This is a genomic window from uncultured Lacinutrix sp. (assembly GCF_947500605.1).
Taxonomy (GTDB): Bacteria; Bacteroidota; Bacteroidia; order Flavobacteriales; family Flavobacteriaceae; genus Lacinutrix.
In genome coordinates this window covers 121391-135355 of sequence record NZ_CANMSJ010000009.1, presented here as the reverse complement: position 1 = coordinate 135355, position 13965 = coordinate 121391, and the positions used below count along the sequence as shown (strand labels likewise).

The window sequence follows — 13965 nt, the reverse complement described above, 5'->3', positions numbered from 1 at the left end:
AACTTGAATAACGAAGTTGTAATTTTTTAAATTTTATTTAAACGCATATTAACTATAGGCATGGTTAATATGCGTTTTTGTTTATTAAAAATATTGCTTATAAATTTAGGAGTGAAGATTTAATTATCATAATATTGTTCACTAACTAAACCATAAAATACATGAAAAAAATTACTTTATTTACTTTTGCATTATTCTTATTTGGACAAATTCATGCCCAAATTCCAATTCTCACGCCAACCATGACAGTTACTGAATATTTATCAGTTAATTCTCCAGGAGGAGAATCAATAAGTAATGTAATTGATGGAAATGTTAATACAAAATTTTTAGATTTTAATGAGGACGATGGTGCAGGTTTTATTGTAAACCTAGGTACAACAGCGTTAGCTAGATCTATAGATATTTCAACAGCCAATGATGCCGAATTAAGAGATCCAACTATGGTAGAGATTGCAGGATCTGTAGATGGAAATACGTTTACAAGTATTACAACTATTACTATTCCTTGTATAACAGATAGATTTTTTACTAGAACTTTTGATTTTACTAATGGTAACGCTTATGCGTACTATAGAATTAATTTTATTCAAGAATGTAACGATTCAGCAGGCATGATTCAAATTGCAGAAGTTCAATTATTTTCTGAAAATCAATTGGGGGTGAATGAGTTTGAGCTAGAGCAAACAGTTAGTATTACTCCTAATCCAAATAACGGAATCTTTAAAATAAATTCTCAAAAAAATGTTTTAATTGATAACGTATTAATTTACGATATTACTGGTAAAGTTGTGTTATCGGTTAAAGGTGATAAAGAAATCAATGCTTCACAATTATCTAGAGGTATGTATTTGGTAAAAATATCTACAAAAGCCGGAATTGTATCAAAGAAAATAATTATTGAGTAATTATTTTTATGCATGATATAGAATAGACGCCGACATTGTCGGCGTTTTTTTATATATAAATGTAGTAATATGTTAACTAAAATAAGAAAAGGTTTTCTTTGTCACGAATTACCAAAAAGAACATTAAATACTATGCAATAGATTGTAGATCTTTCTTTAAATGGAGATAGCTGCTAGAGGTTAAATATTACAAAATAATTTATTATAGATCTTCGTTTTTTGAAATTTCGTATTTAAACTAACGGTCTTATAAAGAATAGTTTTAGCATTCAAACACTATAATTTAAACTCTGTTATTTTACCATTTGTATTAAATATACTAGGATAGTGTTCTTTTAAATTTTTAATCATAAAATCAAGAGGTACATCATCAAAATATCCGTAATCGTCTATGTATTCCATAAATCGACTTCCTTCACTATTATGTTGTTGTAAAAATGAATTATTCTCTCCATCAAAATCTAATGGCTCTACATTCAATTTCTCACATAGAGATTTGTTAAATGCTGGAGACATTTTTAACCATTTATTATTAAGATAGACGTTAACCATTCCGTGTGGTGTCAATTCATTTGAACCAAATTTCTCTATTAATCTTTCTACTGCGATATGATTCTTAACTTTTCCTAAATGTAATCTTGCGGCTATTCCTAAGGCACGAAGACAAGCAATTAATATTATTGATTTTTCTACACAGTTTCCAGATTGTTTTTCAGCAAGATAGCTCGACTTATATTTTTCTTTTGAAAGACTTATGTTGTAAGCGTCATATCTCCAATTATCACGCACTTTGGTATAGATTCCGATTGCTTTCTCTTTATCAGATAGAGCGTCCGTTTTAAATTCAGATATTAAGTTTTGTACTGAATCATTTTCAAAATCAAAACAATATGTAGATTCTAAATATTTCATTCTCGATTAAATATTTTTTTAATTTATGGATAACAGTTAAACTAATATACAACCGTTTTAATGTTTTATATCTGTTGTTAGTTTAAAATAGAAGTTCTCCTATTTTTGGACAAAGTTAAGTATCGATAATACAAAGAGTACTAATAGCAAAAAGAAGTATAACAATAAGTCTTAATAGGGGATTAATAGTATTTATACTTTGCGATACAGCCACCAGTTCATATCTCTTGTTAATTTATATCCTAATTTCTCGTAAAGAGGGATTGCTAAGTTTCCTTTGTTGGTATGTAAAATTGGTGTTTTATTTTCTTTTAAAATCTCTTTGGTGTTATGAACAATTAATTGTCTAGCCAATCCTTTTCCTGTGTAGTCAGGATGAGTAACAACTGCACTTACTTCAATAAAAAGATTAGTCTGCATGCGCTGTCCTGCTATCGAAACTAGCCTTCCGTCTTTAAATATGCCATAGTAATTACCCATTTCGAAGGTTCTTTTTTTGTAATAACCAGGCATAACCAGCCAAACTAAATTATAAATTTCATCAATAAATGTTTCGTCTAATAACACGATATCTTCTGTTATTTTAATATCGACTAACTTATTTAAAACCATTTGGCAGCCATCAGTCTTTTTTTCTAAGACAACGTTTACGCCGTCTACTATTGGTGTTTGGTTTTCTGAAACGAAAAAAAAATCATCTGAAGATTTTACATATTCATTAGCGGCTTTTGCAGTTTTTGTTTCATCGCAAAAAGCAGCAAAAGTGCAAACATCGGGATTGTAAAATGATACTCTATTAAATTCAATCATAAATTTTTTATGAGTTTCTTTTAAGGAATGCCAAACTGGGTTTTTTAATTGATGTTCTAAATCTTTCATTAAAATAAATGAAATTAAGTTTAAATATTAATGAATGCTTGATATTTTCAAGTTTAATTATAATAATCGAAGTTCGCTCATTTTTTAGACAAAGCCAAGTGCATAAAACACAAACATTCCTTAATTAATCTGCTAAAGCATAAAATTGCAGTACCTTTGCAGCAAAATAAAGAAGTGACCTACAATTAAGATAGCGTTTGCTTCATAAACACTATTTATGTCATTCAAATTATTAGGACTATCTGAGCCAATACTAAAAGCAATTAGTAAAAAAGGATACGATACACCATCTCCAATTCAAGCAAAAGCAATACCACCTATTTTAGATGGGTACGATGTTTTAGCTTCTGCACAAACAGGAACAGGTAAAACAGCTGGTTTTACTTTACCAATGTTGCATATATTAAGCGAGAATCCTAAAGAAAAATTTAGACCAATTCGTGCTTTGGTATTAACGCCAACACGAGAATTAGCAGCGCAAGTATATGCTAATATTAAAGAATACAGTGAATTTTTAAATTTAAGAAGTACTGTTATTTTTGGTGGTGTAAACCAAAAACCACAAGTAGCAAATATTAGAAATGGAGTAGATGTTTTGGTAGCAACACCAGGACGTTTATTAGATTTATGTAATCAAGGTGCAATTTCTTTAAAGCGCGTAGAAATATTTGTTTTAGATGAAGCTGATAGAATGCTTGATATGGGTTTTTTACGTGATATAGAACGTGTTATGAAACTTATGCCAGACAAAAGACAAAATCTAATGTTCTCGGCAACGTTTTCTAAAGATATTAAAAAGCTTGCTTTTAGTATTCTTAACAATCCAGTACAAGTTGAAGCAACTCCAGAAAATACAGCTGTAGAAGCGATTACACAAAAAGTGTATCGTGTTGCAAAAGCGCATAAAACAGGATTGATAATTAAACTTATTTCCGATGGAAACTGGAAACAAGTATTAGTATTTACACGTACTAAGCATGGTGCCAATAACCTAACTAAAAAATTAATAGGAGCTGGTATTACAGCAGCTGCTATTCATGGAAATAAAAGTCAAGGCGCAAGAACAAAAGCTTTAAAAGGTTTTAAAGATGGAACTGTTCGTGTTATGGTTGCTACAGATATTGCAGCACGTGGGTTAGATATTCCGTTATTGCCACACGTTATAAACTTCGAAATACCAAATATATCTGAAGATTACGTTCATAGAATTGGTAGAACAGGTAGAGCAGGAGCAAAAGGAGAAGCAATATCTTTAGTAAGTGCAGACGAAACTACTTTTTTAAGAGACATACAAAAACTGATTGGTGAAAAATTACCAGTAGAAATAATGGAAGGTTTCGAGCCAGATCCTAATGCATCTACAGCACCAATTAAGCCAGGTCAAAACAGACAGCCTAGAAATAGCAAACCTAAAGCAAAAGGTTCTGGAGATAAATCTAAAGGAAATTCTAACTCTAACGGAGGTGGAAGAAACCGAACTAAAAACAAAAAAAGAAGCTCTAGTAACGATAGACGTTCTAGCAGTTCAAGAGGTTAAAATGACTCAAGAATTAAAAGCTAAAATAATAGAAGTTTGCGATGCTAAAATTGCTCAAAAAGGAGACAATGTTGGTCTTTCTTTTTATGCTTTTTTTAAAAACAAAAACGATAATCCTAAGTTATTAATGGAGGCAGCTACTTGGTGGATTGAAACACACCAATTAGATCATTTTGAAAAGGCTGTGAAAATTAAAAACATGATTCAATAAATTTTTTATCACATTGAGTATAGCTAAATTAATATCTAGTTTAACTATACTCAAACAGATAAAATAAAATTTCTCACGACATGGAAACTCAAAAAAACAATCCACTTCATGGTATTAAACTAGAGCAAATTGTAACCGATTTACAAGCGCATTATGGTTGGGAATATTTGGGCTACAATATAAAAATTAAGTGCTTTACAGATAATCCTTCAGTAAAATCGAGCTTGAAGTTTTTAAGAAGGATGCCTTGGGCAAGAACTAAGGTTGAAAATTTATATTTAGAATACTTAAAAAAGAATAAGAAGTAATAGTAAATTAAGCTTCTACCTACCCATTTTGTTAGTGTTTTTGGTTCTAAAGAACGCTTTTTATCTGTTAACTTTACCTTTTAGCGAATACCCTTGCTTTTTAAGATTTATTAGGGAGTATGTACTACGAATTCAATCTATTTTTGCACGCAAAATTAAAATAGATATGTTTTTCCCTAAATCACTATCGATAGTATTATTTTTTTTCTGTGTTATACTATCTATACCTTTTAATATTATAAATGCGCAAACCGGTCCAGGAGGAGTTGGTGCTAATGATGGAACGTCAGATTTAATTATCTGGTACCGTCCAGATAATGGTATTGTAACAAGCGGAACTAGTATTAATAGTTGGGCAAATTCAGCTGGAATTTCTGCTTTTAATTTAAGTGAATCTGGATCTGTGAGACCAACATTAGTTTCTAATGCTATTAACGGTTACGATGAGATTAGTTTCAATGGAGCTAATAGATTAAGAACAGGTTTTACACTAACGACATCAAACTTTATTACTAATCAAGCAACTTCTGTAGTTGTAGCTAAGGCAGATAATACTTCGCAAACTTCTAGTCTTTATACTACAGATCCTTTGGTGAGCTCTACTCGTTTTTCTACTCATATTCCTTGGAATGGAACGGTCTATTTCGACATTGGTACATGTTGTAATAGCACAGCAAGATTAGAAGTAGGAGGCTTATCGGGATTAAACGACTATTCAATATGGTCTTATAATGCAAATCCTACAACAGGAAAGCAGTTATACAGGAATTCAGATTTATTACAAGATAGAGCAGGCTCATCTAACTATACTTCTCATGCTTCTCAACGTTTTAATATTGGAGGTTATACTTCTGGTACAAATGGTTATGTTGGAGATTTAACAGAGCTTGTAGTATTTAAATCTACTATTAATACTGCTCAACGTATTATAATCGATAATTATTTAGCAGCAAAATATGATAGAGCTTTAAGCTCAAATGATATTTATACACATGATAACTCATCAAATGGTAATTTCGATCATGATGTTGCAGGTATTGGTCAAGCTTCAGACGGAACAAATCATACAGACTCACGTGGTACAGGTATTGTAAGAGTAAGTAATCCAAATAATTTAAGTGATAATGAATTTTTGTTTTGGGGAGAAGAAACAAGAGATCCTGTTTATAATTTTAGTGCAAATACAAGTACTCATACTGAGCAATTAAGTTCAAGATGGAGAGTAAGAAAGCAAGGTAATATTGGAAGAGTAGATATTTCTTTCGATATAAGTGGTTTAGACCTTACTGGGAAACAAAATTGCATTCCTTTGCAATTAGTTTTAGATAATAATTACGATTTTTCTTCACCAGAGGCAGATGATGTCTACGATTTAACAATAGTTGGTACAACAGCTATAGCAACAAATGTTCGATTAAAGCAAAACCGTTATTTCACATTGCGTTATACAGATCAAATAGTATGGGATGGAACTAGTTTTTCTAATGGTTCTGGAACAGCAAATGCACCAGATAATACTAATGCGTGTTTAAAACTTACAGTTAAATCTGGAAATGAAGCTGTTTTAACTGCTAATGCACATGTTAGAGAAGTGGAAGTAGAAAGCGGTGCGACATTAAAGGTTAGTGATGGTTTTTTATTAGAAGTAGAAAATGGTATTATTAATAACGGTACAATAGACCTTTTAGGTGAAGCACAACTTATTCAAAACCATACGGGAACGACATCAAATTCGGGTTCTGGTAGTTTAAAAATTAGACAACAAGGAACATCGAATTTGTATAATTATAATTATTGGAGTGCACCGGTAAATAGAGGAGGTGCATGGCAAATTGGGTATTTAGAAGATGCTAATGGAGTTGTTAATTTTACAGGAGGTTACAATGCAAATCCAGCTACTTCACCAATAACATTAAGTAATTATTGGTTATACGATTATAATGCAGTGTCTGGAGAATATTCAGGATGGAATTTTTTAACACCTTCAACAGGCTTAACTCCAGGAAGAGGTTATTCTATGAAAGGATCTGGAGCTTCTGGATCAGAACAAGAATACGTATTTAAAGGTGAAGCAAACGATGGAGATTACTCTTATCCTGTAGTAGCAGGAAACGATTTTTTATTAGGTAACCCTTATACTTCGGCTTTAAATGCAGACCAGTTTATTAATGATAATTTATCAATAATTGAAGGGACATTATATTTTTGGGAGCATTTTACAACTAATAGTAGTCATGTATATGCTAATTACGAAGGTGGTTATGCTACTTATAATTTAATGTTAGGTCTTCCTGCAGTTGCAGGTTTAGCTAGTAACAATGGAACTGCTTCTAAACCTAAACCAACAGCAGATATAGCTGTTGGACAAGCCTTTTTTGTTACCATGAAAAATGCAGGTATTTTAGTTTTTAATAATCAACAGCGTTCATTTGCAAAAGAGTCTTTAAATGAATCTGTATTTTATAAAACGTCTAATACAAATACAACTTCGACAATAGACGATAGAACTAAATTTTGGTTTTCGTATACTAGTCCTTCTCAATACAAAAGAGTTATAGGTTTAGGTTACGATTTAGATAATGCAACTTATAATTTTGATAACGGATATGATGCACAAGCTTACGACGATCAACCTAATGAGTTGTATTGGGTTCAAGAAGATTATAAATTAGCGATTCAAGCCTTATCTGAAGTTAACACTCAAGACGAGTTACCTCTTGGAGTAAAGGTTACAGATGTAGGTTTATTTACATTTAGTATTTCAGAAATGGTAAATGTTCCTTCTGGTCTTTCGGTTTACATAAAAGATAATATGCTTAATACTTATCACAATCTTATGGAAAGTGATTTTGTAATACATTTAGATGCTGGAGTAAACGAAGAACGCTTTAGTGTTGTTTTTCAAGATGGAAATACACTATCTGTAGAAGAGGAGGCGTTAAATGGAATATCAATAATTTATGATGGTGCTTCAAAATATATTAAAATTAGAAATACAGAAAACACTCAGTTAAAAGAACTATTTGTTTTTAATACTCTTGGTCAACAAGTTTTAACTCAAAAAAAAGAAGTACTAACTGAAACTAATATGAGTCCATTTTCAGATGGATTGTATATTGTTAAAATTATAACAGATAAAGGCACTAAAACTGTTAAGTTTATAAAACATTAATTTTAAGCTTAACTGTTTTTAAATAGTTCCTTTTTACAAATAAAAATGCCTTAGAGTTATCTAAGGCATTTTTTTATTTTAGTAGAAATACAATTATTTCTTCTCTTTATTCTTCTTTTTCGGTTTGTCTAAAGACGCTTTAAATTCTTCAAAATCTAAAGAGCCATCTGCATTAGTATCCATTTTTTCAAAACGTTTTGTAATTCTTTCTTCTTTACTAGCATCTTTCATACGCTTAGCTTTAAATTCTTCTAAAGAAATAGAAGCGCTAGAATCTGTATCCATTTTTTCAAATGCTTTTTCAGGATTTTTTTGTTTTTTCTCTTGAGCAGTTACTAAAGTTACAGAGCAAAGAGCAAGTGTGAAAAGACCTAATTTTATTGTTTTTGATATCATTTTAGTTAAATTTAAAAGTTACTTAAAACTTAGACTTTTAAAATTTAATTTGGTTTAATTGTTATTGAATTATTTATTAAAGTAAATTAATCTTCATCGTCTTCTTCAAACTCAACTACATTCACATCAAATTCTGCATTTGTAAACTCATCACGACTCATCCAATATTCTGAAGTTGTTAGTGTGTATGAAGTTTCTCCTGTAGATTTTAAATCCCAAATAATACTTTCGGCTTCATTAAAAGCTTCTTTACCATCTAAAGCATCATGAAACAAACGCTTTATAACATTACTATTGGCTAGCGTAGCATTTAAAGCTTTTAGTACAACTTCTTTAGCGATGTCTTTGTTAGGCGTAATTTCGAATTCTACAATAGTAGCTTTAGCACTTGGGAAAGTGCCGTTAAAGGCTTTGTAAAGTAGTTGGTTGATGTTAAATAGCTGATGATGTAGAGAGATGTCTGCATATTCTTCAGAAATTTTATCTAAAAGCATTTCATGCGAAATCTGTTCTATTTGATTTTCGTTTAATTTATCAGATAATTTGTAGTCTAAAATAATAGTTGCGGCTTCTTCAGGTTCGAAATCTGAAATGGCCATAAAGAGTAATTCTATTAATTCTTTTTCTGAAGTATTCTCTCCAGAATCTTCGAAACCAAATTTATCTAATAACGCAACATAATCTGCTTTAGACCATGCGTCTTTAAGCGTGTCAATAGTTTTTACACTGTTTATTATAATGTGGTATTTCATTGTATTTTATTTATAAAAATATAATACAAATTGAGCGTTTTACCACAAGATTTTGGTTAAATAAAACATAAATGATTTATTCGAGTTTGTGTTTTATTTACAGATACTATTTTATACTATTTAGCTGTCTTAAACCTTCGTATGCAACAATACTTACTGCATTAGCTAAATTTAAACTCCTAACGTGTTCGCTATACAATGGAATTTTAAATAATTTATCAGGATTGTTTTCTGTTATAGATTTTGGTAGCCCTTTAGATTCTTTTCCGAAGACTAAAAATAAATCATCTTCAAATTCAATATCCCAATGTTGTTTTGTGCCATGGCTAGAAAGAAATACCATTTTTTTATCTTCATTTTTATTAAAGAAATCTGCAACGTTATCATAATAATGCAAATTGAGATGTTGCCAATAATCTAGTCCAGCACGCTTTAATCGTGCATCTGTAATTTCGAATCCAAATGGTTTTACTAGATGTAAATTAGAGCCTGAGGCTAAAGCTAATCTGCCAATGTTTCCAGTGTTATTTGGTATTTCTGGTTCTATTAATACAATGTTAAGCGCCATTTTTATTTGAAGATTTTTATAAATATTATACGAATTAAAAGTACCCATGGGAAACCATGAAGTACTATATCGAACCAGTCTTTTATTTGCATGCCATTTGCACCACCAAAAAGCCATTTTAATTTTCCCCAAAGATGAGGTTCTGGAAAAAATGGAGCTAGACCTAAAGTGAGGCAGAGTATAATAATGAGACGAAAATTGTTAAGAATTTTCATCGGGTTATTTTAAATTCATTTTCATTTCAACCATATGCTCTTTAAAACCATTGTTTAGGTAAGCTTTTAATGCTGAAGCGTTCTCGCTATAAACTTCTAAGCGTACCTCGAAAATGTTTTTGGAAATAGACCACTTTTTAAGTAGTGCTATTGTTTCTTGAATAATACCTTGTCCTCTAAACTCCGGATTAACATACATAAATCCCATATAAGAGTATTCCGGATTTTTGTGATATGGTTTTGCTTCAATAATTTTCGCATAACCACAGGTTATAATGCGATTATCGAGATGACCAACAATAAGCTGAGCTTTACTAGATGTTATTAGGTAGTCTAAATCATAATAAGTGCAGCTGTCTTTTAAATTAGAGTCGAAAGGACGCTCGTAAGCAATTAGTTCTTGCTCGAAACCTAAAAGTGTTGGAATGTCTTTTAGTGTTGCTGCTCTGTATATAATATTATCCTTCATAATTTTATCTATTTTAAAATAGTATCTACAAAAGAATCTATGTTATCTGTTCCGTTTTTAGATAAGTGTTTAATAAAAGCACTACCAATAATAGCACCTTTTGCATATTCTGTAGCTTGTGAGAATGTTTTATTATCTGAAATACCAAAACCTACTATTTGCGGATTTTTTAATTTCATGTCTGCAATACGTTTAAAGTATGCTGTTTGTTCTTCTCCAAAACCAGAATTACTTCCTGTTACACTTGCGCTACTTACCATGTAAATAAATCCGTTAGAAATAGAATCGATAAAGTTTATACGCTCTACACTTGTTTGTGGTGTAATTAAAAACACGTTTATTAATCCGTATTTTTCGAAAGTAGCTTTGTATTGGTCGTTATAAACATCTACTGGTAAATCTGGAATAATTAAACCATCGATACCAATGTCTTGACACTTTTTACAAAAGGCTTCTACGCCATATTGAAGCATTGGATTAAAATAACCCATGATAATTAATGGTATAGATACGGTTTTACGAATGTCTTTTAACTGATTAAAAAGAACATCGGTTGTCATTCCGTTTTTTAGAGCTTGTGTAGAACTGGCTTGTATTGTTGGACCATCTGCTAAAGGATCGCTAAATGGTAGACCAATTTCTATTAGGTCTGTTCCATTTTTTTCAAGGTTTTCTATTATTGAAACGGTATCGTTTAAATTAGGATAACCTGCCGAAAAGTAGATGCTTAATAGCTTTTTGTTTTCTTTTAGTTTTTGGTTTATTCTGTTCATTTTAAAATGAATTTATTTTGTTTAAGACTTTGTATGTTTTTGTAATTGAGTTAGCGCGTTAAGGATTGAAAGGTTTGTTTGAGCTCCTCTCAGAGAGCGAGCCTTGAAAGCCTGATCCTTGTGGTAACGCACAAATAAATTTACAGCTTGAAATAGTCTATATAGTTTTGTAAATCTTTATCACCACGACCAGATAAATTGATCACTACTACATCGTCTTTTTTGAAATTTTTCTCTTTTAAAATAGCAAAGGCGTGAGATGATTCTATCGCTGGAATAATACCTTCTAATTTACTTAGTTCCAATCCCGCATTCATGGCTTGGTCGTCTGTAATGGATATAAATTCTGCACGCCCTGTTTTGTATAAGTGTGCATGCATTGGTCCAACTCCTGGGTAATCTAGTCCTGCCGAAATAGAATACGGTTCTGTAATTTGTCCGTCGTCGGTTTGCATTAGTAGTGTTTTACTACCGTGTATAATTCCTTCTTTACCAAGTGCAGATGTTGCCGCGCTTTCACCTGTATGTATGCCTTTTCCGGCAGCTTCTACTGCTATTAATTTTACGTCTGTATTTTCTAAATAATGATAAAAAGCACCAGCAGCATTACTACCTCCGCCAACGCAAGCTATTACGTAATCTGGCGTGGTTTTGCCTTCTTTTTCTTGTAATTGCCATTGCATCTCTTCGGATACGACTGCTTGAAAACGAGCAACCATATCTGGATAGGGATGAGGTCCTACAACACTACCAATAATGTAATGGGTGTTTACAGGATTGTTAATCCAGTCTCTTATGGCTTCGTTAGTGGCATCTTTTAACGTACGACTTCCTGATAATGCAGGAACTACGGTTGCACCTAACATTTTCATTCTTGCAACGTTTGGAGCTTGACGTGCAATATCAATTTCGCCCATGTAAACAATACATTCTAAGCCCATAAGTGCGCAAACAGTTGCTGTTGCAACACCGTGTTGTCCGGCTCCGGTTTCAGCAATAATTCGTTTTTTTCCTAAACGCTGTGCCATTAAAATTTGCCCAATAGTATTATTGATTTTATGTGCTCCAGTATGGTTTAAATCTTCTCGTTTTAAGTAGATTTTTGTATTGTATTTTTCGCTTAGCCTTTTTGCTAAATAGAGTGGAGAAGGACGTCCAACGTAATCTTTTAATAACTGATCGAATTCTTCTTTAAAAGAAGGTTCTGCCATTATTTTAAGATAGTTTTGGCGTAATTCTTCTACATTTGGATAGAGCATTTCTGGAATGTATGCGCCTCCAAATTCTCCGTAATATCCTTTATCGGTAATATTGTATGTCATGTGTTTTCTGTAAATAATGGATTCCGATATTTGTATTAATACGCTTAACGGAACGACATGAAATAATTATTTAATCTTCTTTTATGTAATTAGCTTCTACTAATTTTTTGCGAAAATCTTTTAGTTTTGTATAGTCTTTTAATCCTGCTGCTGTTTCGAATTTGCTGTTTAAATCTAACGTACAACAAAAATCGGATTCTGGTCTTTTTAAGAATAGAAGTAGTGCTTCCATTTCGTTTGGACCAATACCTCCACTTAAAAAATAAGGTTTTATAGATGGATATTTTTTAAAGATATTCCAGTTAAAAGTATAGCCATTTCCTCCAGGTTCTTTTCCTTTTGTATCGAATAAATAATAGTCGCAAACGTCCTCAAAAGGCTCTAAAACTTTAAAATCGAATTGATTTTTTACAGAAAACACTTTAATAACTGTTAAGTCTAATGCTTTAAGTCTTTCGCACAATTCTGGAGTTTCGTCGCCACCATGTAATTGCACACCTTGAAGATTGTGCTTTTCTACTTTGCCTCTTATAAAATCGAAAGTAGCATTTACAAAAACTCCAATTTTATTGATGTCTTCTGAAATTTCTGGAATAACGCTATCAAAATAACGTGATGATTTTTCGTAAAAAATGAAACCCATATAATCTGGTTTAATATCTGCAACATCAAGGATGTTGTTTTCATTTTTCATTCCGCATACTTTTAGTTTCATAGTCTTAAATCTTTTATAAATTGTTTTGCGCTTTCTCCAGCATTGTTTGTTTTCATAAAGTTTTCTCCTATTAAGAATCCTTTATAGCCAAAAGGTTGTAAAGTTTTAATGGCTTCTATATTACTAATTCCACTTTCTGATATTTTTACAAAATCGTCTGGAATTAACGCGCTTAGTTGTTTACTCGTTTCTAAGCTGACTTCAAATGTTTTTAAATTTCTATTGTTAACACCTAACATGTCTAAACTAGGCATTATAGATTTGTTTAATTCTTCTTCGTTATGGACTTCTAAAAGAACATCTAAATTTAAGCTTTTTGCAAGTTCCGAAAACTGTTTTATTTCGTTTTTTGTTAGTATTGCAGCTATTAATAAAATAACATCTGCACCATAAGCTTTGGCTTCTATTATTTGATAAGTATCTATAATAAATTCTTTTCGAAGTAATGGTAGGTTACAGCTTGCTCGTGCTGTTAGCAAATCGTCCAGAGAACCTCCAAAATATTTGGTATCTGTTAAAACAGACATACCGCAAACGCCTGCTTCTTCGTAACCTTTAGCTACATCGAAAACATTTAAATCGTGATTTATAACTTGTTTCGATGGTGAGCGTCGTTTATGTTCTGCAATAATTCCTGTAGTACTGTTTCTAAGTTTGTTGGCCAAAGAAACCGTTTCTCTTTCAAACAAAATAGATTGCTCTAATTGCTTTGTTGGAATAAGCTGCTTTCGAAGGTTTACTTCTATGCGCTTATCGTTTACTATTTTGGTTAAAATATCCATGTTTTAGTATTCTTGTCTTTTCGAGAGCTTTCTTTTTTTAGTAAAA

Annotated in this window: 15 protein-coding genes; 5 read left to right on the top strand and 10 right to left on the bottom strand. The window is 31.5% G+C overall.

Features of this window, described 5'->3' with window-relative positions; genetic code table 11:
• Nucleotides 1-161 precede the first annotated feature (161 nt).
• On the top strand, nucleotides 162-908 hold the full coding sequence (locus Q0935_RS12965; protein WP_299386905.1) for a T9SS type A sorting domain-containing protein: 747 nt from the start codon (nucleotides 162-164) through the stop codon (nucleotides 906-908).
• A 276-nt stretch (nucleotides 909-1184) separates the two neighbouring features.
• Here the strand turns inward: Q0935_RS12965 and Q0935_RS12960 are convergent, their stop codons facing one another.
• Nucleotides 1185-1820: a transglutaminase family protein gene (locus tag Q0935_RS12960; RefSeq protein ID WP_299253037.1), complete on the bottom strand. Its 636-nt coding sequence runs from the start codon at nucleotides 1818-1820 to the stop codon at nucleotides 1185-1187.
• A gap of 192 nt (nucleotides 1821-2012) precedes the next feature.
• Nucleotides 2013-2699: a GNAT family N-acetyltransferase gene (locus tag Q0935_RS12955; RefSeq protein WP_299386901.1), complete on the bottom strand. Its 687-nt coding sequence runs from the start codon at nucleotides 2697-2699 to the stop codon at nucleotides 2013-2015.
• Between the two features lie 217 nt (nucleotides 2700-2916).
• On the opposite strand from Q0935_RS12955, the gene Q0935_RS12950 reads away from it, so the two are divergent.
• The 4 genes from Q0935_RS12950 (at nucleotide 2917) to Q0935_RS12935 (ending at nucleotide 7927) form a co-directional block, all read left to right on the top strand.
• Nucleotides 2917-4236 (top strand): DEAD/DEAH box helicase, encoded by a 1320-nt coding sequence (locus tag Q0935_RS12950; protein WP_299386899.1) that lies wholly within the window; start codon nucleotides 2917-2919, stop codon nucleotides 4234-4236.
• Between the two features lies 1 nt (nucleotide 4237).
• Entirely contained in the window at nucleotides 4238-4447 is a 210-nt protein-coding gene (locus Q0935_RS12945; RefSeq protein WP_299386896.1) for a DUF6500 family protein, read from the top strand.
• An 80-nt stretch (nucleotides 4448-4527) separates the two neighbouring features.
• A complete protein-coding gene (locus Q0935_RS12940) occupies nucleotides 4528-4755 on the top strand; it encodes a VF530 family DNA-binding protein (protein ID WP_055435260.1) in 228 nt (75 codons plus the stop codon).
• Between the two features lie 166 nt (nucleotides 4756-4921).
• A complete protein-coding gene (locus Q0935_RS12935; protein ID WP_299386892.1) occupies nucleotides 4922-7927 on the top strand; it encodes a T9SS type A sorting domain-containing protein in 3006 nt (1001 codons plus the stop codon).
• A 93-nt stretch (nucleotides 7928-8020) separates the two neighbouring features.
• On the opposite strand, the gene Q0935_RS12930 is transcribed toward Q0935_RS12935, so the two are convergent.
• The 8 genes from Q0935_RS12930 to trpC form a co-directional block, all read right to left on the bottom strand.
• A complete protein-coding gene (locus Q0935_RS12930; RefSeq protein WP_299253020.1) occupies nucleotides 8021-8323 on the bottom strand; it encodes an EF-hand domain-containing protein in 303 nt (100 codons plus the stop codon).
• A gap of 86 nt (nucleotides 8324-8409) precedes the next feature.
• Entirely contained in the window at nucleotides 8410-9075 is a 666-nt protein-coding gene (locus Q0935_RS12925; RefSeq protein ID WP_299386888.1) for a hypothetical protein, read from the bottom strand.
• A 106-nt stretch (nucleotides 9076-9181) separates the two neighbouring features.
• Nucleotides 9182-9643 (bottom strand): tRNA (cytidine(34)-2'-O)-methyltransferase, encoded by a 462-nt coding sequence (locus Q0935_RS12920; RefSeq protein WP_299386884.1) that lies wholly within the window; start codon nucleotides 9641-9643, stop codon nucleotides 9182-9184.
• Nucleotides 9644-9862: 219 nt separating this feature from the next.
• Nucleotides 9863-10327, bottom strand: a complete 465-nt coding sequence (locus Q0935_RS12910) for a GNAT family N-acetyltransferase (protein ID WP_299386876.1) — start codon at nucleotides 10325-10327, stop codon at nucleotides 9863-9865.
• A gap of 8 nt (nucleotides 10328-10335) precedes the next feature.
• Entirely contained in the window at nucleotides 10336-11100 is a 765-nt protein-coding gene (gene trpA / locus Q0935_RS12905) for a tryptophan synthase subunit alpha (protein WP_299386872.1), read from the bottom strand.
• A gap of 140 nt (nucleotides 11101-11240) precedes the next feature.
• Entirely contained in the window at nucleotides 11241-12422 is a 1182-nt protein-coding gene (gene trpB, locus Q0935_RS12900) for a tryptophan synthase subunit beta (RefSeq protein WP_299253002.1), read from the bottom strand.
• A 70-nt stretch (nucleotides 12423-12492) separates the two neighbouring features.
• Nucleotides 12493-13137 carry a phosphoribosylanthranilate isomerase gene (locus tag Q0935_RS12895; RefSeq protein WP_299252999.1) on the bottom strand — a complete coding sequence of 215 codons (645 nt, stop codon included), beginning with the start codon at nucleotides 13135-13137 and terminating at the stop codon, nucleotides 12493-12495.
• Entirely contained in the window at nucleotides 13134-13919 is a 786-nt protein-coding gene (gene trpC, locus Q0935_RS12890) for an indole-3-glycerol phosphate synthase TrpC (RefSeq protein ID WP_299386868.1), read from the bottom strand. Before trpC ends, Q0935_RS12895 begins: the two co-directional genes overlap by 4 nt.
• Between the last annotated feature and the right edge of the window lie 46 nt (nucleotides 13920-13965).